Below are 21,720 nucleotides of genomic sequence, written 5' to 3'. Positions count from 1 at the left end.
ATTCATTTGTCATAGGATGTCTCACCTAATGACAACAAAAATATTTGAACATCTATACGATCGTTTGTTGTGATGCCATCTGTAAAACTGTTTCTAATAAATTCTTTGTAAATGCTTCACCATTGTGAGGCGAGTAAGTTGTATTTTGTAAACATTTTGGCTGTTTATCCTTTAAATCTCCATGATTTGGTGTAAAACCTAAATCAGCCATTGCAAGCATGCCATAATCCATAATAGAATCACCTGCTGCTATATGCACATCGTATGTACAGAACTCTTTTATATATTCTATAGCCGCTTCCTTTGTCAGCACCTTGGGCATAAAATACAATTTTTTCCCTTGTAGCAGAACATGCCAACCATGCATATCAAACTCTTGAATCATCGCTTGTAATTCATCGGATGGTAAAACATCAATATCTATATGATGTACATAAAAAAGCTCATCTATATACAGAGATCGTTGTAGCCATGTATCAGATTTAATCGTCTGAAAAAGCTTTAGCATATCCATACGAGGGATCGAGGAATCTTCAATACGTCTAGATAATGTTTGTGTCCATTTCTCATATGGCTGACCCTTTTCTACTATTGTACCCCCATTGCTTGTAATTGCAAAAGCAGGGCATAAATCATGAATAAAATGGATTCTTTTATATTGATGTAAGGCTCTTGTCGTAACAGGTACAAATAAAGTTTGTTGGTGTACCTGTTGCAATAGAGGTGCTGTTGCCTGTGTCATCATACTCATTGCTGTTTCGACCTTGTGTTCAACGACAATTGTCTCTGTAGCTGGCGGAAACATCTCCATCATGCGTTTAGAATAAATAAGGGTTCTATCTAAATCAGATGTAAATAATATCATCATATTCTCCTCTACAATTCTTTGATCAAACCACAACATGCATAGGACATATTCGAATACTCTTCAACCAATACATTTTTTTCCTGTGCTAATAATAAAATATGTTTCAATTCATGCATGTAATGTGGATTAATTAAAATCTTCCAAGGTATCCTTCGCAGCAAAACTCTTGTCGTTTCACCAACACCTGGCTTAATGAAATGAATATTATCAATACCAAAATCTCGTTGAATTGTTTGCACGGACTTCATACCTCCCCAAGTAATTGGAGAGATTTCTTGCTCTTGAATTTGTTGCACAATTTTATTCTGTACTTGTTCAAAACATGTGACGATACGTTCTATGTACAGCTTGGAGACATCTATGGCCTCTAATTCTTTGTAGTATTTTGCACCATGAAAATCGTTTGCATCCATAAACTGCAAATTTAATACCGTTCTACTCACTAATCCAGATACAGTCGAATTTAAACAAGCAGATGGTATTAAAAAATCCTCACGAGTTCCATAAATAGCGGCACAATGCCCCGGATCAGCCAAAACAGCTAAATCAGCACTTAACTGTTTTTGATATTGTAAATTAAATTTTTGGCAGGATTGAATTAATTCATTGGTAATTGCCCCTTTTCCTGTCCAACCATCAATAAATTGAAGACTTCCTAGAGGATGCTGTGTCAAAATATAACGAATTGCCGTTTCATCAAACCCACGACCTCTCAGTATAGAAATGGAGTAATGTGGAACATTCACATGATAATGCATAGCTATATACCGTTTGATTAAAATACCAATGGGTGTACCTGCACGAGCTAAACTCACAAGAATTAAATTTTCTAGCCCTCTATTTTCAATGATTTGCTCTGCCACTACTCCAACGGCGATTGCTATTCTTTCTGCATGAGCATCTAGCGATTTATAAAAAAGATTCATATAGGTATCAGATGGTTGCTTCTCCACTGGCAGCATTTCCGAATAATGTATGCCCGCTTGAATGAGCTGTTCACGTTTCTCATTATCCATTTCAAGGAATGCACTTCCAATATCACGCAATAAAAAAATAACATCCTCTGGTGCATAACTCCCCATTTTATCTGGCTGCAAAGTCGATATCATCGTTCTACCTCCAATTCATGCATACTAATTACATATACTTTGGCGTTAGTGGCTTCTTGTAATGCCTTTACCACACGAGCAACTACCTCTTTACTTGCTATACGTTCCACTATGAAAAAAAGTTCCGTGTAAGACTGGCTTTGAAGATTATATAAAAAATTAGTGACCCCGTTATTTTCTGGACTTTCGAAGGCTATTTTTTCGTTAATCGTATATCCTAAATCATCCGTACAATAGATTGGACTACGAGTAGTTGACTGATAGTAAACATCATTTCCTAAATAAGAGGCAATTTGCATAGGAACATACATGAATTCACCCGTACCAATAACAAGCGCTGGCCCAGTTGTTCTTAGTTCTTGTAATTGCATAGCAATAGCTTGAATCGTTTGCTTTTGGTCAACGTGCTGTTTTGACGTGAGCATAAATCTCCCTGTTGCTAGTAAATAGGGGTGCTTATTTATTAATCCATTCTCCGCAACAGATCGATAGAATTTGCGATCAACAGATACTTGAATTGGACAAATGTCCATATCTCGTGCAACCTGTGTTAGTAAGTTTGGTTGTGTATTGGTTAAGCTTGGCGTGCCTGAACAGCTAAAATTCCCACACATAATGGAGATGAATTGTATAGAGATACCCCATTGTACTTCTAATTGCTTAAAGATTGTTTGCTGCTGTTGGGAACGCCAATCTAAAATAGATAGTACCGCATATTGTCTCACTAAAGGAAATTTCTGTATTAAAGTCTCAATAATATTAATGACCGTATTTCCAGTAGTAATCTCATCATCAATTAACACAATGCGCTTAGCTTGCAGTAAAAATTCTGGTTCCTCCGTATAAATTCTATGGCTAGTCGCATGTGAATGTTCTTCCTCAAACGTAACAAATGGCTCAAAATCTGGCAACACTTCACGTGTTGTGTGGATATACATAGCATTCGAGTGAAAGGCATTAAATACTGCGTGTCCAAGTGCTGTTGCTGTCTCAGCAAAGCCAATAAACAATGTTTCATCCGTTAATTCTAGGGTTCCCTCTATGGATTTTTGTACTTCATCCAAATTAGCTCCGTCTTTTAAAGCTTTAACGACAGACGAAGCCATTGCCTTTTGTCCAGTAAGATGCTGCTGATACAGCATTGCTAAAAGAGTTCCTGTCAGTAAAGGGATTTGCGGACGGACAGCCAAATGTTTGCCTAGTACCGTGCTTACAAACAAAAATTGTCTCTTCTTATTAATCCGAGCCGCCATTCTAAACAAATCGGTTAGCGCAAAATTATGCGGATTGTAGGTAATTTCAATATCAATTGAATAATTCGGTAAAATGCTTAATTTACTCATTTGTTGTTGCATATACACTACCACCTATTTCAGACTGTAATAAAAGTGAGGCAAAATCGACAGATTCATGATAAACACCATAGACATGAGCCTGTTTTAAAATCCGTTGTGCCCATCTCATATGTGGCTTAATTTCATTCATTTTATTAGCATAGTGACTTTTCATAACACCTTTTTGTCCATCATTATTTTCTATAATACTTAGCGCATCTAAGTATTCCTCATACGAAATAGCATACAGGGCATGCACAACACGGATATGGCTCGGATGAATAATTGTTTTTCCCACTATACCATTTTGTTTATCCATTAAAACTTCTTTCATTAATCCATCTAAACAATCGTCTAATAACGCTTTCCTTGTATCAAGCGCGCCTTTCTCACTGAATGGTGTCACTCTAAGTGCGGGCTTTAATACACGCTGATTATTAAAATACTCCCACACAGGCCCAGAAATAATAAAACCATCTTCCTCACGACCTAAGATATTGACAATATCTGCAATACAATCTCGTATGACACTAATATCATAAATGGTAGAATCCATACGCCGACGAATTCCGTAAATACCACAAAAATCGGTAGCACCAATTCGTACATTTAATACCCGGGCTTTGTATTGATGTAGAACCGCTTTAATGTCTAATAACGCTTCCATGCGAGATTCCTTATATAGTACCTCACGACTTTCTAAAATTGGCATACCATATAAAATTAAATCATTTTCTAAAATGGTTTGTTCAAGCAACTCGAAATAACGGGCACCCTGTTCTGCTGTAAACTTCGGAAAGACATAGCCAGTTAATATTTCTTGCTTTTTTCCTAAAACAGTTGTTAACTTTTGAAATTGCTCAACATGACGTACTCGAACAAAAAGTAAAGGGAGCTCCTGAAGTAATAGCTGTTTTCGCTGATAGAGTACATATAATTCACTAATATCCTCTATCAACTTAGCTTCACAATCTACTAACTCTGCATCTCCAACTGCATCCTCCAAATCAATGACAAGTGATGTGAGTTCCTTATATTTTTGTGATCGGATTAAGCTCACAATCGTAGGCATGGAAGCTGGCATATACAAAGTCGCACCTAGGGCATATGACAAAATATCCGACGTTTCCCATTTTGTAAAAGGCTGTGGCTTCTTATAAAAAATCGTTTCTGCTTCTGTTGTAAAGTGTTGCATCTAATCCTCTCCCCAGTAACTATGCCTTTTGTGAAAAAAGCACTGTATCAGCCTGTTCCATACAGACTAATACAGTGCCTTGTTTACACTGCTGTTTTCTTTTTCAACTTGTAAACAACAAATATCAATAAGAATGCAGCTATTAAAATAATAACGAAAATTTCATGCGAAGGATGGTAGCCCCCAAATACTAACACACATTTTCGGTGCATTAAGTTAAGGCCAGTTACATCTGCTAGTTTAAAAACTGTGCATATGTATTTACTATCTCATTTAATACACCTACACCAGATGATCCACCATGCACCTATGTCCCATAGTTACTGTAGGCCATATGCATTGATTAAAGCAGCTAGTCCACCCTGGTAACCTGAACCTACTGCAGCAAATTTCCACTCACCATTATGTCGGTACAGCTCACAAAATACTACAGCTGTTTCAATGCTGAAATCTTCGCCTAGATCGTAACGCAATACCTCTGATCCCGACTCTTCGTTCGTCAATCGTACATAGGCATTTAAGACTTGCCCGAAGTTTTGATGACGTCCCTCGGCATCATAAATAGTAACCGTCACTACAATTTTTTCAATTTGAGGTGATACTTGCTTTAAGTTGACAAGAATTTTTTCATCATCCCCATCCCCTGCACCTGTACGATTATCTCCTGTATGGACAACTGACTGGTCTGGGCTCGATAGATTATTATAGAAAATAAAGTCCTGTTCATTACGACATTTACCTGAAGCATCTAGTAAAAAAACAGATGCATCCAAGTCAAAGTCTTGTCCACCATCAAATTGTTTTACATCCCAGCCTAAACCAATACCAATGCTATTTAAGCCTGGATCTTGCTTTGTTAAATCAATACGTTGCCCTTTACTTAATTGTATAGCCATTCAAAAATCTCCCTTTCTGTCCAAAGATGAAATTTTAGTTTACACTTAAGCCATAATCATTACATAAAGCAGCTAAGCCACCTTGATAGCCTGCACCAATCGCATTAAATTTCCATTCTCCGTTATGACGATATAATTCCCCTACAACAATAGCTGTTTCGATACTGAAATCCTCGCCTAAATCATAGCGAATAATTTCTTCGTTGGAAGCAGCATTCATAATACGAATATAGGCATTAGACACCATACCGAAGTTTTGACTGCGAGACTCTGCATCATGAATTGTTACTGTGAAGGCTAATCGCTGAACATGAGCAGGTACTTGAGTTAATGCCACTTTCACCACTTCATCGTCACCTTCGCCTACACCTGTTAAATTATCGCCTGAATGCTCTACTGAACCATTGCCACCCTTAGTGTTGTTATAAAAAATAAAATCATTTTGATCTGCAACCTTACCTGTATCAGCAAGTAAAAATACAGAGGAGTCTAAGTCAAAATCATGACCACCATCATATTTGTTTGTATCCCAGCCTAAACCTACAACAACATTTGTTAACCCCGGATTTGTTTTAGTTAAATCTACCTTTTGACCTTTTTGTAGTGAAATGCCCATAATTTTTATTCCTCCTATTTAGTCAATTATTTATTGATATCTTCGAACAACGTCGCCAAGCTTTATGTCATTTGTTCCCGTACCAACCGCAGCAAATTTCCATTCGTTATTATGACGGTAAATTTCTCCACATACTAACGTCGTTAAATTTGAATAATTATCAGTTAAATTATAGCGAATTAGTTCGCTTCCTGTCCTGTCATCATATACACGAATATATGCATTATGAATCATACCGAAGTGTTGATTGCGACCTGCCGCATCATAGATGTTTACAACAAACACAAGCTTGTTATAGTGCGAAGGTACAGACGATAGTTCAATTGTAATTACCTCATCATCACCATCGCCGTCACCTGTTAAATTATCACCTGAATGTCGAACAGAACCGCAGCTACTTGTTAATTTCCCGAAATAAACAACATCGTCACCCGCTACAACCTTATCATCTTGTAACATTAATACCGAAGCATCACAGTCGATACTTCTGCCACTGCCACTATTTCTGCTAGAAAATAAACCACCTAAAAAGCCGCCACTTTTCTCTTGGCCTACAGGATCCCACCCTAAACCAACTTTAATTTTATTTAGTCCTGCGTTACCCTTTGTTAAATCAACTCTTTGTCCTTTTTGTAAATTAATCCCCAATTCTAACACCCTCCTAAAATATGTATTTCAGTCGAAAGATTTTATGGTAAGCAATAATCTACTAAGCTATAAGATTTCTACTTAAAATTAAGTCTAAAATAACGTGACAAAAAATTCAATTAATGGCTCCGAAAAGGTGTTTTCACTTATTTTAGAAAGCCCCTCACGCCTTTTTCTATAACATAGAACGTTTTTGTAGTAAAAATGTTCCTTTTATATCCATTGGTCCAAGCAGCTAAAAAACCTTCTAACTTGTAGAAGGCTATGTTTCTATTTACTAACTTTTCATTTTTGGATCTAATGCATCTCGTAGTCCATCCCCCATTAGATTAAAGCCTAATACGGTTAACATAATAGCTAAACCAGGGAAAATCATCGTCCACGGAGCATTTAATAAAAACTTCCGTGCATCCGCTAGCATTTTTCCCCATTCTGGTGCTGGAGCTTGAGCCCCTAGCCCAAGGAAGCCTAATGCTGCCGCTTCAATAATAGCTGTCGCAATTGCTAATGTCCCCTGTACAATTATTGGCGTTATGGAATTCGGCAAAATATGCGAAAATAGTATTCGTGCATCACGCATACCAATTGCTTTTGCCGCTACTATATACTCCTCTTCCTTGACACTTAAAACTTTAGAGCGGATTAAGCGCCCAAAATTCGGTACGTTAATAATAGCAATGGCGATTAATGCATTTTGTAAAGATGGACCCAGCACTGATACTACTGCAATCGCTAGTAGCATACTAGGGAAAGCTAGCATAATATCAAAAATACGAGAAATTATCGTATCGACCCATCTTCCATAATAACCTGCAATGATGCCAAGTAAACTACCAATTATCACGGACAAAATAACAGAGAAAAAGCCTACCCATAGTGAAATCCTTGCACCGTGAATGATCCTCGAAAAAATATCCCGCCCAAAATCATCCGTTCCAAACCAATGATCAGCGGATGGTGCCAGTAAACGTTTCGTTAAATCTTGTTCATTGATGCCTTGTGGTGCAATGAACGGACCAATGACAGCTAGTAAGATAAAAAATATAACAATTCCTGCTCCGACAAGGGATACTTTGCTCTTTTTAAAACTACGCCAGCCTTCGAGCCATGGACCTACAGCCTTTTCTCGAACTGGTGCTACTTCTTTTTTTATATCGATTGCTCCAGTCATCATTGCAACTCCCTTCTATTTGTATTTAATCCGTGGGTCGACTACTGTATACAGTAAATCCACGATTAAGTTAATCATGATGAAAATAAATGCAACGATGAGAATACCTGATTGAATAACAGGATAATCCCTGAAGCCAATCGCATCATAAATATAACGACCAATTCCTGGCCAACTAAAAATCGTTTCTGTTAAAATGGCCCCACCTAACAGTAATCCTGTTTGTAGACCAATTACCGTTAACACAGGAATAACCGCATTCTTTAATGCATGCTTATAAACAACAATAAACATTTTTTGTCCTTTTGCTCTTGCAGTCCTTACGTAATCTGAACGCATAACTTCCAGCATGGAGGACCTTGTGATTCTGGCAATGATAGCCATTGGAATCGTGGCAAGTGCTACTCCTGGTAATATTAATCGCTTTATGACTTCGATGAATTGATCAAAGCGTCCTTGGATGAGTGTATCTAGTAAATAAAAATGGGTTATGGCAGTAATTGGATTTCGTACATCTTCTCGACCAGATGTAGGTAACCAACCAAGCTTACTACTAAATGTCCACTGCTCCATCAATCCAAGCCAGAACACAGGTACAGATACACCGATTAACGCTATAATCATCGCTGTATAATCAAACCAAGAATTTTGGAACCATGCAGAAATAATGCCAGCATTCACACCAATAACGATCGCAATAATCATCGCAAATAGTGCAAGTTCGGCCGTTGCTGCTAAGTATGGGAAAATTTCTTCTGATACAGGTAGTTTCGTACGTAGGGAAACCCCTAAATCCCCCTGAAAAATACCTGCTAAGTAACTAAAATATTGTGTATACCACGGCTTATCTAATCCTAAACTTGCGTTTAACGCCTCGACCGCCTCTTTTGTTGCCTGTTGTCCTAAAATAACCTGTGCTGGATTTCCAGGGATTGCCCGTATCAACATAAAGACGATAAAAGTCATTCCAAGCAAAACTGGGATTAGTTGAAGTAAACGTCTTCCCATATAGTGAAGCATTTTCATCACCTCTCTATGATTTTCATAATCTACTGTGAAGTCTTTATATACTGTTGAAAGGTTGAGCCTTCACTAAACGGTTTTGAGTGTTTAGTTGAATTCTTTCATACAGGAAATAATCATGATCTTTAGTTGAAAAGAATCTGCGAGATTTCCACGGCTTACCCGCAGAAAAGCAAGCAGATTCTTCACATTCCTTTGTTCAATTAAAAATGATGAAAATTACTATTGAATATCTACTGCATCTAAACGGTCAGAGCCAGTAGGATGCGCAATGTAATTTGTAACTTTCTTGTTAGCAGCTAAAATTGGAATAGAGTGAGCAAGTGGAACCCATGGAGCATCCTCAGAAATAATTACTTGAGCTTGCTTATAAAGTTCATTACGCTTGTCTTCATCGATCTCAGTTTGAGCAGCTGTTAATATCTTGTGTAATTCTGGATTATCATAGAACGTATAGTTATTAGAACCAATATTATCGGCGTCTAATAACGTGTATAGGAAGTTATCCGCATCCCCATTATCGCCTGTCCAGCCAAGTAGGAATGCATCCGCTTCACCATTTTGAGCTTTTTCTAAATACGTAGCCCATTCAAATGATACAATTTTAGATTTAATACCTACGTCTTCTAAGTTCTTTTGAATCGCTTCAGCCACTTTTTGTCCATCTGGCATGTATGGACGTGGTACTGGCATTGCCCATAGCTCAATTTCCTTGCCATCGTAACCTGCTTCAGCAAGTAATGCTTTCGCTTTTTCAGGATCATACGTATAGCCAGTCACTTCATCGTTATAACCCGAAATTACTGGTGGCATTGGGTTTTTCGCTGGTTCAGCTAGCCCTTCATAAAACGCATCCACTAATGCTTGTTTATCAATTGCATAGTTGACTGCTTGACGTACTTTTACATTATCAAAAGGTGGACGTGTAACAGTTAAACCAAGGTAGCCAACGTTCATAGATGGACGTTCGATTAACTGTAAATTTGCATCGCCTTCAATTGTTCCTTTATCAGAAGGACTTAAGCCATCAGCTACATCAATATTGCCTGCTAATAAATCATTTAAACGTGCTGAGTTTTCTGGAATAGAACGATAAATTACTTTATCTAATTTAGGATAGCCATCAATATAGTAATCTGGGTTTTTCTCAATTGTGATAGAGTCATTACGTACCCAGCTAACAAACTTGAATGGCCCTGTTCCTACAGGATTTGCAGATAAACCTTCTTCATCTGCTTCAAATGCTGTTGGAGAAGCAATTGCAAATGGAGACATTGCTAAATTTTTTAAAAATGGTGCTTGAGGTTGACTTAACTTAAAGACAACTGTGTAGTCTCCCTCTGCAGTTACTGATTCAATTACTTGCTTGTCACCAACGACAAATTGCGAACTAAAGTAAGGATGTTTATCCGCACCTGTTTTCCAACGTTCAATATTCTTAACAACAGCCTCAGCATTGAAATCTGTGCCATCATGGAATTTCACACCTTCTTGTAGCTGGAACGTATACGTTAAACCATCCTCTGATGCCTCCCATGATTTGGCTAATCCTGGTTGAATTGTTACATCTTGCTCTCCAAAGTTTACAAGTGTTTCATAAATATTAGCTGTCACCGTGAAGGATTCACCGTCTGTAACAACAGCAGGGTCAAGTGCTACAGAATCTCCACCACGACCATACACTAAAATTTTTGGTTCTCCACTGCCAGCTGTATCGCCACCAGTTGAAGTATCTTTACTACCCGTATCCTTAGTATCTGAGCCGCCACAAGCTGCTAAGATTGTCGAGAGAATAAGGAGTAGCATTACACCTAAAGTCCAAAACTTCTTTTTCTTCATCGAATTTCCCCCTATGAGTTTTTATATCATTGAATGTTGGAGTGCCTCGTAAAGATGGCAAGCAACATAATGACCTGGTTTCACTTCTTGCATTTTAGGTACTACCTGTGAGCACTGATCCTTTTTAAACGGACATCTCGTATGGAACGTACAACCGCTTGGTGGGTTTGATGCACTTGGAATATCTCCTGAAATGATGATCTGCTCACGTTCAAATGTAGGATCTGGAACAGGGACCGACGATAAAAGTGCCTGTGTATATGGATGAAGCGGTTCAGCATATAAGTCCTCACTCGCTGTCAGCTCAACTAATTTACCTAAATACATAACGCCAACTCGATTACTAATATGACGCACAACCCCTAAATCATGGGAAATGAAAATATAAGTTAGCTTTAAATCCTTTTGCAACTTTTGCAATAAATTCAAAACCTGTGCCTGAATGGACACATCAAGTGCAGATACTGGCTCGTCCGCAATAATTAAGCGAGGATTGGTCATCAGGGCTCTAGCAATGCCGATACGTTGCCTTTGCCCTCCACTAAATTGATGCGGATAGCGCTTGATATGATATTCATTCAATCCAACAATCTCAAGTAGCTCCAACACTTTCTGTTTTCGCTCTTTGGCATTACCTATCCCATGAACAATAAGAGGCTCCTCTAAAATTTTGCCGATGTTATGGCGAGGATTTAGTGAGGCATAGGGATCCTGAAAAATCATTTGAATATCTCTACGTGCCTTCCTCATTTCATTATTGGATAATTCTGAAATTATTTTACCTGCGAATTCTATCTTACCTCCAGTTGGCTCCAGTAAACGCATCAATAAGCGACCCGTTGTGGATTTACCACAGCCTGATTCGCCAACAATTCCTAATGTTTCTCCTTCAAATACTTCAAAGGAAACATCATCCACGGCCTTTACATCCCCGGCATGTGAATGAAGGACTCCTTTTCGAATCGGAAAATATTTTTTTAACCCCTCAACCTTTAATAACGCTTTCGACACGTTGCTCCACCTCCTGCTTCTCTAGTAAAAAACATCTCGATTTATGATTCTCTGCTGCTTCAAATAAAGGTGGTGTTTCCTGTAAACAACGTTCCATTGCATATTCACAGCGTGCCGCAAAACGACAGCCTACCTGAATACTTCCTGGTTTCGGTACACTTCCAGGAATGGAGTATAAATTTTCCTTTTTATAACGCATGTCAGGTACTGATTGAATGAGTCCTTGTGTATAGGGATGTTTAGGATTAGTGAAAATTTCATGAATCGGCGCCTCTTCCACTATTTGTCCTGCATACATAACAATCACTCGCTCACAAGTTTCCGCGACAACCCCCAGATCATGTGTAATTAACAACACAGCTGTATTCAATCGTTTATTTAAGTCTTTCATAAGCTGTAAAATTTGGGCTTGTATCGTAACATCCAATGCGGTTGTAGGCTCATCCGCAATCAATACTTGAGGGTCACAGACAAGTGCCATAGCAATCATCACACGTTGACGCATACCGCCAGACAGCTGATGTGGGTAGTCCTTTAGCAATTCCTCAGCACGTGGTAGACCTACCAATTTCATAATTTCAACCGCTCTTGCAAACGCTTCCTTTTTTGACCATTTTGGATTATGGATTAATATAGCTTCCTTTAACTGGTCACCAATCGTGAACAAAGGGTTTAGCGAAGTCATGGGCTCTTGGAAAATCATTGCAATGTCTTTTCCACGTATTTTTTGCATTTGTTTGTCCGTACATTTAGCAATATTTTTGCCATCTAGCAAAATTTCTCCACCCGTTATTTTACCTGGGGGTGATGGAATTAATCCCATGATGGACAGCGAAGTAACACTTTTACCACTTCCCGATTCTCCTACAATCCCTAAAATTTCTCCTTCATGGACAGAAAAATCGATATCGTCTACAGCAGGAATTTGCCCATTATCTGTAAAAAAGGTTGTTTTCAAACCTTTTATTTCTAGTAGTTTTTTCCTCATGTGTATCGCCCCAACCTACCTATATTTTACTTAAATGTATAATAATATTAGAATACTATAACTTTCGTTAAATTCCTTATTTTCAGATAATTCTAACTAAAAGTCATTACTCTTTCAATAATTAATATTCTGCAAATTAAATAAAATTTCTACAATAATCGCCTTCATTAATAATAAAATCTTATAAAGAGATATTTTTTTACATTTTTCAAAAAAAAATAGCCTTCCATTTTCGAATAAATGAAAGACTTTTTTTGAAAAAAATTCTTAAACCGTGTAATTTACGGAAAATTTTAATCTAAATGCTGCACTTGGAATAAATTATAATATGTCCCTTGACTGTCCATTAACTGTTCATGTGTTCCACTTTCAATTAATTGACCATGATCGATGACGAATATCTTGTCAGCATGGGTAATTGTAGAAAGACGGTGCGCAATAATAATAGTTGTTCGTTCATGAGCAAGCTTGTCTAATGATTCTTGAATCAGTGCTTCACTTTCTAGATCTAATGCAGAAGTAGCCTCGTCAAGGATTAGAATTGGTGGATTTTTTAAAAACACACGCGCAATGGCAACTCGTTGTTTTTGTCCGCCAGAGAGCTTTACTCCTCTTTCCCCAACCTTTGTGTCATAACCATTAGGTAGACTCATAATAAAGTCATGGGCATTTGCCGCTTTCGCTGCCTCGATGACCTGTGCATCTGTTGCATCTGGTTTCCCCATTAAAATATTCTCTTTGACAGAGTCACTAAAAAGTATATTATCTTGCAGGACAATACCAATTTGAGATCGTAAGGAATGTAAAGTGACATCCCGTACATCTTTTCCATCAATGGTCACTTGCCCACTTGTTGTATCATAAAAGCGAGGAATTAAACTGATAATCGTTGACTTACCACCACCACTCATCCCTACAAAGGCAACAGTCTCCCCAGGATTTATCGTTAAATCAATAGCATCTATAATAGGTGAGCCAGCTTCTTCATATTGGAAGGATACATTGTGAAAGCGAACCTGCCCATTTGCACGTGGGAGTTCACCAGCATTGTCCTTATCCTTCACTTCATAAGGCTCATCTATTAAATCGAACATTCGATCCATTGAAGCGATTGACTGTGTTAAAGTTGTGGAAGAACTAACCAGTCGACGAAGTGGGCCATACAGACGTTCAATATAAGCAATAAAAGCAACCATTGTTCCAACTGAAAGTGACCCATTTATTACTTGATAGCCCGCATAGGCTATAACTAGTAATGGCGCTACATCTGTAATGGTATTCACGACAGCAAATGATTTTGCATTCCACTTTGTTTGATCAAGCGCTTTTTCTAAAAACTCACCGTTTGCTGAATCGAACAATTTTTGTTCATGCTTTTCTAAGGTAAAGCTTTTAATAATGCTCATACCAGCTACACGTTCATGTAAATAGCTTTGTACACCTGCAAGAGCTTGAGAACGTTTCCGTGTTAAATCTCTCAATTTGCCAAAAAAGTACTTCACACTGAAAGCATAAAATGGAAATGCGACTAACGCTACTAGTGTTAGCTTCACGTCCATGGTTAGCATAATGGCAATCGCAATTACAATTGTCGCCAAATCTAACCAAACATTCATTAACCCTGTCATGACAAAGGTTTTTGTTTGTTCAACATCATTAATTACCCTTGAAATAACATCCCCTGCTCGTGTATTGGCATAGTACCTTAAGCTTAAACGCTGTAAATGTGCATAAATTTCCTTACGAATATCAAATAGCACCTTGTTGCTTACGTGTTGTGCAAAATATTGTCGATAATACTCAATAGGTGGACGGATAATAAAGAACACAATAATAGTGCCACCTAGCCAATAAAATAGTTCTTTTGTTTTTTCTACATCTGTTAAGTCATCTGCTGCAATAATATCGTCTAGCACAATCTTAATGAGCAGTGGAATAAATAGTGGAATAGCAAATTTTACTATACCAATGATAATCGTTAAAATAATTTCCCATGTATATGGTTTAACAAAGCGCATGTATCGCTTAATGCTTTCCAATTTATCATCACATCCTTACAAAAAGAAACAGACATTCGAAGATGAATGCCCTAAGTATTATAGCAATATTTTGATTAAAATACAGTTATGATGACTTTATAGCGAACTATTTTACCTTTACCTTAACAACACTCTGTTCCCTCCAATAAAAAAACACCTATTAGTTTAACTAATAGGTGTCATGATTGATCATCTGACTGCATATCAAGCTGGAACTTGTAACGATTTGTCCAAACATCGATGAAATCGGGTGCAAATGGTCCTCTTTTTTGTTGAATCCAGCTTATTAATTTATCGACATTGCGCTTTAAAATCTTATCTATGACATCAGGATAAGACATTTCCTTACGATGGAGCTCATATTCATCCTCGTCTAAAAGGGTATAAGACATGTCAGGAAAAACTTTAATATCTAAATCATAGTCGATATATTTAATGGCATTATTATCGAAAACAAATGGTGAGCTTAGATTGCAATAATAATACACACCGTCTTCACGTAGCATACAGATGATGTTAAACCAGTGTTCCGCATGGAAGTAGCAAATAGAAGGCTCTCTCGTTAGCCATGTACGACCATCGGATTCTGTCACAAGTGTCCGTTCATTCGCACCGATTACGATATTTTTCGTTCCTTTTAAAACCATCGTTTCTTGCCAAACACGGTGGATGCGGCCATTGTGCTTATAACTATGTATTTGTATCGTTTCTCCTTCTACCGGTAATGCCATTTTGTTAGCCCACCTTTTCGTCTATGCTACCTAAATCTAGCAGTCTCTAGTATATTATAGCAATGTGTACGCGAAAGGTGTAGTTAGAAAACCACAAATTTCACTACGCTATTTTGAATTTGTATAAAATTTAGTCAATTATAAGCGAATTTTATTATAATGTCAGCTTTGATGGGATTTTTTAGTTAATGCTATAGAGGATTTCCTTTTATGCTGACCATTTACTTACCTAAACAATTTGAAAGGGGCTGTCTTTTTCATCTTTTCGGATTTAAGACAGCCCCTTAGAGGTAAATGCAATTATGCAGTTACAAAGTGTTACTCACCTAAATCTTGGTTAGTTTTTGAGAAACGGCCAGAAGCTGGAGCTTTCTTTTGCTCTGCTTTCGCATTTTGCTTTTGCACTTCATTTACGTCCGTTTCATAACCAAACTCTTCACTTTGACGTTGCATGTTTTTATTCGGTTGGAAATTTTGGTTGTTTTGTTTTTTCATCATTCATTCACCTCCACGCTAGTTATTGTGTACGGAGGTGGTGACTTTTATGCTCATGAATCAATGATTTTAAGAAGGATTTATTTTCCTGCCGTTAGCTTTTTTACTTCATCCCAAATTTTTAGCATAGGCACAGGCATCGGTAAAAGTTCTATTTGCTCATAGTTCAGCCAATTACCTAGCTCAGTCGATTCGCATTTTATATAATAGCTATTTAAATGCCAAGTTAAATGTGAAAAAACATGTTTAAATGTAAGCAGTTCATATTTGGCCTGGACATTTACTGTATATTCCTTTGTAAAATTTTCTGCTGAAGATTGGCTTGTATCAATCATTGGAAATTGCCATAGATTAGCGAGCAAGCCTTCCTCAGGACGTTGTTGCATTAAAAATTGTCCTTTGTCATTTTCATATACGAGCACATTATATGTGAGATGCTTCATTTTTATCTTTTTTGATTTGACAGGTAATTTTTCTGGTTCTCCCTCATTAAAAGCTGTGCAATACTCTCTTACTGGGCATAATAAACATTTTGGAGAGGTAGGTGTACAAATAAGTGCGCCTAGCTCCATTAAGCCCTGGTTAAACGATGAAGCATGATCAGGATCAATTAGTTCCTCAACCGCACTTTCAAAAATTTTCTTCGTTTTGGGAAGAGCAATATCTTCATGTATATCAAGCACTCTACTTAGAACACGCATAACATTACCGTCAACTGCATGTTCAGGCTTATTATAGGCAATACTTAAAATAGCACCTGCAGTATAGGGACCAACACCTTTTAATTTAGATATTTCATGGCGATTGTCAGGTACTATACCACCGTAATTTGCTAAAACCTCACGAGCACCTGCTTGTAAATTGCGAGCACGAGAATAATAGCCAAGGCCTTCCCAATGCTTTAATAAGTATTCTTGGGGTGCTTCCGCAAGCAAATCTAATGTTGGAAAGCTTTCCATAAAGCGATTGTAATAAGGAATAACTGTGTCGACACGTGTCTGTTGTAGCATCACTTCAGATACCCAAATTTTATAAGGGTCTGTTGTGTGTCTCCAAGGTAAATCACGCTTCTCTGTGTTAAACCAGTCAACTAATGATTGTCGAAATTCTGTTACATATGGGTAATTCACAGTGACCTCCGTTATTTTTACGATTTAATTTATGATGAAAAGGGTATACAATGAAGAAAAGAATATTCGCGGAAGATCGACAATAATCGTCTCTTTCGCAAGAATGTTAGAATATTTCAATATACCTTTTATTATGTTTGAAATAAAGTTGTATGCACATTGTACTCGATTTTAATGCATACTAGGAGTGGATATTTTTGGATTCAGGTACACATTTCGTTATGGGTATTGCCCTTGGCGGTCTTGCATTAGCTGACCCTGTAGTAGCCAATCATTCAATGACTTTTACAGCAGTAATGGCAGGTACAATTATTGGCTCACAAGCTCCAGATGTTGACACTGTGTTAAAACTACGTAATAACGCCATTTATATCCGACATCACCGAGGAATTACACACTCACTACCAGCTGTAGCTATTTGGCCTATTTTAATTACAATTGTTTTATCACTGATTTTGCAAGATGTGAATGTGTTACATTTATGGCTTTGGACATTTTTAGCTGTCGCACTTCATGTTTTTGTCGATATTTTTAACGCGTATGGTACACAAGCAATTCGACCTTTCTCTCGAAAATGGGTTGCGTTAGGTGTCATTAATACCTTCGATCCCATTATTTTTTCCTTACATTGTCTCGGTATTGTATTATGGGCATTTGGCACAAATCCAGTATGGACATTCAGTATCATGTACGTGGTTATCGTGATTTACTATATTTTACGATTTGCTGTGCAAAAAGCGGTAAAAAACGCGGTGCATCATACTATTCAAGATGAGGAATATGTCATTGTAGCACCTACTATGCGCTTCTTCCACTGGCGAATCGCAGCCAAGTCCAAAACTCATTATTATGTTGGCCGTGCTTACGGAAGAACTGTTAATATTTATGATAAATTTGAAATTAAGCCTTTGCCTAAAACTGCGCTTGTAGATGCTGCAATGAAAGATCCTAACTTAGCTGCATTTGTGTCTTTCTCTCCTATGTATCGATGGGAGATTTCCGAGCTTGAAAACGGCCTAATAGAAGTAAGGTTAATCGATTTGCGTTACCGTAGTGACAATCGCTATCCTTTCGTTGCCGTAGCACATTTAAATGAAGCTAATGACATTATTACGTCTTACACAGGCTGGATCTTTACAGAAGATAAGCTCCAGAAAAAACTACAAATTGGTGCAAGTAATTAATCAGTAAACCCTGACCAATATTGGTCAGGGTTTTATTATTGTATCATATCATCACTAGCATCTAGTAAATGTATATACTTCGGATTGCGCCCTGCAAAGGCATGTAGTTTATCACCGTAGCTAGCAATTAATTGACGAACAAGATTTTCTGTATAATCTGCCCCACGATAATCATACCCTGCTTTCGCGGCAGTTGATTCAAAGTCACTCCATAACAACTCCACCCAAACCTGTGCCCGTCCAACAGACATCTGAGGATTCTTTGCAAGTAACTCTGCTGTTAATTTCTCAATTTTTTCATCCATTTATTTGCCCACCTTTACTGGGGAAAGGATAGATACTGGTAATGCCTCTTGGTATTTGTCTCCGCCTAAACGATGACCCCAAGCAAAGCGTCCCTTCAAATAATCTACTTGGAAAAATTCATTATCTGAACCATCAATACGATACATTTCTCCAGGAACGATCGTATCAAGATCCACTAAATAAGCCGCAGCCATTAAAGCTTTGCGTTCATAAACAGCAAACTCATTGATGATTCCTAGCTGTTCTGCCTTTCGAGCTTTCTCTTTTAGAGAGGCAATTTCCTCTCGCAATTCATGTTCAGACATAGCTGCATAATTTTTTTCACTCATTCTTCATTCTCCTTCTCTTCTATAAAACGATCTATTACTTCTATAGGAAAACCCTTTTGATAGAGCGCCTGTTTAACCTTCATTTTTAGCTCATAACCAGTATACTTCGATACGTACTTTTTCCAAACTTTTTCGCCTTGAGCATCAAGGAGCTGCTGCCAGTTGTCATCATCCTGCCCTATCTCAACTTGGCTAAGCACCTCTTCTACAATCGAGAAAGCATACCCTTTTCTTAATAAGTAATCCTGAATTTTGGTCTTAATTTGTGTTGGGGTCTTCTTGCTCTCCGCTCGAACAATTTTCTCTGCCAGTTGCTTCGCCAGTTTTACTTGTTCCTCAAAACTATATGTAGCAAGCACCTCATCCTGCAAGTTTTTCTCAATGCCTTTTTTGATCATGTCTTGTCTAATGGCTCTTGGTCCTTTTTTCATAGTAGCTTTCTTTGTATCAAGCAGAGCCTTTGAATAGTTTTCATCATTAATAAAACCATAGGATTTTAACTTTTGGATTGCCTCTAACACTACAGCTTCTCCAAATTCTAAGTTGAGCAGTTTTTTCTTAACCTCATGCTCACTTCGCATTTGATATGAAAGGAAGTTTAATCCCTTATTAAATGCCTTACGTATCTCATCTTCATAGGCAATCTCTTGAATTTCGAATTCATCGAGCACCTTTCCCTTTGTTAAACCAAATTGAATGAGAATGGCTTCATCAACCGGAAAAGCATATTCTTCATTTAAATAGATATTATAGCGTTCAGGATTGTTTTTTTGACGTGCAATTTTTGTAATCATACGCATAGTAAACACCTCACTATTATCATTATAGCATTTCTTTATGAGGGAACTGACAATTAGCACGGTTAATTTCCCTATGTTCGCGGGCATTCTTTTCCCTTCCACGGGTAAACTTCCTGCTCTGCAATTAAAGCCTAAAGATGTTTACTTTTTGGTTACATGATAAACTTATTAGTAAGCGTTTTATTCGAGAAAAGAGGTGCATGTTATGAAAATAGTGATTGCAGGTGGCACTGGCTTTGTTGGAAAAGCCCTTATACAGCTATTGCAGGACAACGGACATGACATTTTTGTCCTAACGCGTCATGAGTCAAGGCACGAAAATGGCGTTCACTATGTTCAATGGCTACATCAGCATGAGCAAGCTTTGACAATCTTTGAAGGTGTAGATGCCTTTGTGAATTTAGCAGGTGTTTCATTAAATAATGGTCGTTGGACAAAAAAACAAAAGAAAGCTATCTATTGGAGCAGAATGAATGCCACATCAGAGATTGTACGAATAATGGACATGCTCACGATAAAACCAAAAGTCCTTGTCAATGCTAGTGCAGTTGGTATATACCCAACTTCCACACAAGCCATCTATGATGAAGATTTTATGGATTACGCAACTGATTTTTTAGGCACTACAGTCCACGATTGGGAGCGACATGCGAAACGAGCGGAAGCATTAGGTATTCGTGTGGCTCTTGCACGCTTTGGTGTCATTTTAGGTAGAAATAGTGGCGCACTTCCACCAATGCTATTGCCTTATCAAATGCATATAGGTGGAACGATAGGCTCTGGAGAGCAATGGCTTTCATGGGTACATATTGAGGATGTAGCACGTGCTATTTATTTCGCTATTACAAATGAAAATATTCATGGACCATTTAATATAACAGCACCGCATCCGATGCGAATGAAGGAATTTGGTCAAACGATTGCAGAAGTCATGGGCAGACGTCATTGGCTGCCTGTTCCTAGCTTTGCGATGCGTTTAGCTCTCGGCGAACAAAGCACACTTGTTTTAGAAGGACAACAAGTGCTACCAACCCTTTTAGAACAACAACATTTTATATTTAAATACCCTTATCTAAAGCAAGCACTTGAAAATTTGTTAAAGGCTCAAAATTAGAAAAAATTAAGTTGGATAATTTTTTTACTAATTACGCATTCTAATGAAAAAGAAAGGATGCGTTTTTTATGTGGAAACAACATATTGTTGGTGCGGTAATTGCTACTTTTATTATTGCCGCAGGAATTAGCTTTAATCCATTTTTTGCTGCTGGTTCTGATGAACACCATTGGGGCTTTAAACGCGCTAAAAACGGTGAACAGGCAGAGGCAGGAGCACAGCTCGATCAGTTACTCGACAAATATGGTGCGATTTATAAAGGGAAGGCAGATAAAAAAATTGCCTATTTAACATTTGATAATGGCTATGAAAACGGCTTTACTGAAAGTATTTTGGATACATTGAAAAAAGAAAATGTATCTGCTACTTTCTTTTTAACAGGCCATTACTTAGACAGTGCTAGCGATTTAGTGAAACGCATGGTGAAGGATGGTCATACTATCGGGAATCACTCCTATGGTCACCCTAATATGGCTCGACTTTCGCCAGATGGCATGCGTGCAGAATGGCAAAAGTTCGATGGCAAGTTACGTGAATTGACAGGCATCGATCGTACAACATATGCTCGTCCACCTGAAGGGATTTTTAATGCAAAAGTGCTAGAGGTGGGCAATGCAGAAGGTTATCGTCATATTTTCTGGTCTGTGGCCTTTAAGGATTGGATGAAGGATGAGCGTCGTGGTGCAGATTATGCTTATAATGCACTTATGGAACAACTGCATCCTGGTGCCGTTATTTTAATGCATACAGTAGCACAAGATAATGCTGAAGCATTACCAATGTTTATTGCAGAAGCTAAAAAGCAAGGTTATACTTTCTTATCGCTTGACGATTTAGTATTAGAATATGAAGATTTTCCTGTTGCTTTGCAATCGCCTGCTCCTTCGCTATAAT

At 37.8% G+C, this 21,720-nt stretch carries 22 protein-coding genes; 3 read left to right on the top strand and 19 right to left on the bottom strand.

The genetic code is table 11. The features are described from left to right. Positions 1-52: 52 nt before the first annotated feature. The 16 genes from JIN86_RS21135 to mutY form a co-directional block, all read right to left on the bottom strand. Positions 53-865, bottom strand: a complete 813-nt coding sequence (locus JIN86_RS21135; protein WP_004230500.1) for an HAD family hydrolase — start codon at positions 863-865, stop codon at positions 53-55. Positions 866-876: 11 nt separating this feature from the next. After that, complete coding sequence (locus tag JIN86_RS21130) at positions 877-1,977, bottom strand: cysteine protease StiP family protein (RefSeq protein WP_004230499.1); 1,101 nt, start codon at positions 1,975-1,977, stop codon at positions 877-879. Then, a complete protein-coding gene (locus tag JIN86_RS21125; protein WP_202342783.1) occupies positions 1,974-3,332 on the bottom strand; it encodes a phosphoribosyltransferase family protein in 1,359 nt (452 codons plus the stop codon). The genes JIN86_RS21130 and JIN86_RS21125 overlap by 4 nt, the downstream gene beginning before the upstream one ends. Then, entirely contained in the window at positions 3,313-4,506 is a 1,194-nt protein-coding gene (locus tag JIN86_RS21120) for an HpcH/HpaI aldolase/citrate lyase family protein (protein WP_004230496.1), read from the bottom strand. The genes JIN86_RS21125 and JIN86_RS21120 overlap by 20 nt, the downstream gene beginning before the upstream one ends. Before the next feature lie 320 nt (positions 4,507-4,826). After that, positions 4,827-5,402: a TerD family protein gene (locus JIN86_RS21115; RefSeq protein WP_004230495.1), complete on the bottom strand. Its 576-nt coding sequence runs from the start codon at positions 5,400-5,402 to the stop codon at positions 4,827-4,829. 34 nt (positions 5,403-5,436) lie between these two features. Next, a complete protein-coding gene (locus tag JIN86_RS21110; protein WP_004230494.1) occupies positions 5,437-6,018 on the bottom strand; it encodes a TerD family protein in 582 nt (193 codons plus the stop codon). Between the two features lie 30 nt (positions 6,019-6,048). After that, complete coding sequence (locus JIN86_RS21105) at positions 6,049-6,666, bottom strand: TerD family protein (protein WP_004230493.1); 618 nt, start codon at positions 6,664-6,666, stop codon at positions 6,049-6,051. A gap of 277 nt (positions 6,667-6,943) precedes the next feature. Then, positions 6,944-7,840, bottom strand: a complete 897-nt coding sequence (gene nikC / locus JIN86_RS21100) for a nickel transporter permease (RefSeq protein WP_009371536.1) — start codon at positions 7,838-7,840, stop codon at positions 6,944-6,946. Between the two features lie 12 nt (positions 7,841-7,852). Beyond that, complete coding sequence (locus tag JIN86_RS21095; protein ID WP_004230491.1) at positions 7,853-8,857, bottom strand: ABC transporter permease; 1,005 nt, start codon at positions 8,855-8,857, stop codon at positions 7,853-7,855. 225 nt (positions 8,858-9,082) lie between these two features. Further along, on the bottom strand, positions 9,083-10,699 hold the full coding sequence (locus tag JIN86_RS21090) for an ABC transporter substrate-binding protein (protein WP_004230490.1): 1,617 nt from the start codon (positions 10,697-10,699) through the stop codon (positions 9,083-9,085). A gap of 21 nt (positions 10,700-10,720) precedes the next feature. Then, positions 10,721-11,710 (bottom strand): ABC transporter ATP-binding protein, encoded by a 990-nt coding sequence (locus JIN86_RS21085; protein WP_009371538.1) that lies wholly within the window; start codon positions 11,708-11,710, stop codon positions 10,721-10,723. Further along, a complete protein-coding gene (locus tag JIN86_RS21080; RefSeq protein WP_009371539.1) occupies positions 11,685-12,698 on the bottom strand; it encodes an ABC transporter ATP-binding protein in 1,014 nt (337 codons plus the stop codon). Before JIN86_RS21080 ends, JIN86_RS21085 begins: the two co-directional genes overlap by 26 nt. A gap of 293 nt (positions 12,699-12,991) precedes the next feature. Then, a complete protein-coding gene (locus tag JIN86_RS21075) occupies positions 12,992-14,737 on the bottom strand; it encodes an ABC transporter ATP-binding protein (RefSeq protein WP_305067968.1) in 1,746 nt (581 codons plus the stop codon). Positions 14,738-14,916: 179 nt separating this feature from the next. Next, a complete protein-coding gene (gene ntdP / locus JIN86_RS21070; protein WP_004230486.1) occupies positions 14,917-15,468 on the bottom strand; it encodes a nucleoside tri-diphosphate phosphatase in 552 nt (183 codons plus the stop codon). Between the two features lie 318 nt (positions 15,469-15,786). Then, a complete protein-coding gene (locus tag JIN86_RS21065; protein ID WP_004230485.1) occupies positions 15,787-15,966 on the bottom strand; it encodes a gamma-type small acid-soluble spore protein in 180 nt (59 codons plus the stop codon). 77 nt (positions 15,967-16,043) lie between these two features. Then, on the bottom strand, positions 16,044-17,093 hold the full coding sequence (gene mutY / locus JIN86_RS21060) for an A/G-specific adenine glycosylase (protein WP_202342782.1): 1,050 nt from the start codon (positions 17,091-17,093) through the stop codon (positions 16,044-16,046). Between the two features lie 197 nt (positions 17,094-17,290). Between mutY and JIN86_RS21055 the strand changes: the two genes are divergently transcribed. Continuing rightward, on the top strand, positions 17,291-18,277 hold the full coding sequence (locus tag JIN86_RS21055) for a metal-dependent hydrolase (RefSeq protein ID WP_202342781.1): 987 nt from the start codon (positions 17,291-17,293) through the stop codon (positions 18,275-18,277). A 35-nt stretch (positions 18,278-18,312) separates the two neighbouring features. On the opposite strand, the gene JIN86_RS21050 is transcribed toward JIN86_RS21055, so the two are convergent. From JIN86_RS21050 to recX, 3 genes are read right to left on the bottom strand one after another with little or no spacing between them, the layout of a single operon-like run. Beyond that, positions 18,313-18,582, bottom strand: coding sequence for a YfhJ family protein (locus JIN86_RS21050; protein ID WP_004230480.1), 270 nt, complete (start codon positions 18,580-18,582; stop codon positions 18,313-18,315). Continuing rightward, positions 18,583-18,912, bottom strand: coding sequence for a YfhH family protein (locus JIN86_RS21045; RefSeq protein WP_004230479.1), 330 nt, complete (start codon positions 18,910-18,912; stop codon positions 18,583-18,585). Then, positions 18,909-19,712 carry a recombination regulator RecX gene (gene recX / locus JIN86_RS21040; RefSeq protein ID WP_036219262.1) on the bottom strand — a complete coding sequence of 268 codons (804 nt, stop codon included), beginning with the start codon at positions 19,710-19,712 and terminating at the stop codon, positions 18,909-18,911. Before recX ends, JIN86_RS21045 begins: the two co-directional genes overlap by 4 nt. A 205-nt stretch (positions 19,713-19,917) precedes the next feature. Between recX and JIN86_RS21035 the strand changes: the two genes are divergently transcribed. Next, positions 19,918-20,826, top strand: coding sequence for a TIGR01777 family oxidoreductase (locus tag JIN86_RS21035; RefSeq protein ID WP_004230476.1), 909 nt, complete (start codon positions 19,918-19,920; stop codon positions 20,824-20,826). Between the two features lie 68 nt (positions 20,827-20,894). Beyond that, complete coding sequence (locus JIN86_RS21030; protein ID WP_202342780.1) at positions 20,895-21,719, top strand: polysaccharide deacetylase family protein; 825 nt, start codon at positions 20,895-20,897, stop codon at positions 21,717-21,719. Position 21,720 lies beyond the last annotated feature (1 nt).

The organism is Lysinibacillus sp. HST-98, from assembly GCF_016757845.1.
Classification (GTDB): Bacteria; Bacillota; Bacilli; order Bacillales_A; family Planococcaceae; genus Lysinibacillus; species Lysinibacillus capsici.
Note: the sequence above shows the minus strand (reverse complement) of the source record. Positions and strands in the feature narration are given on the sequence as shown.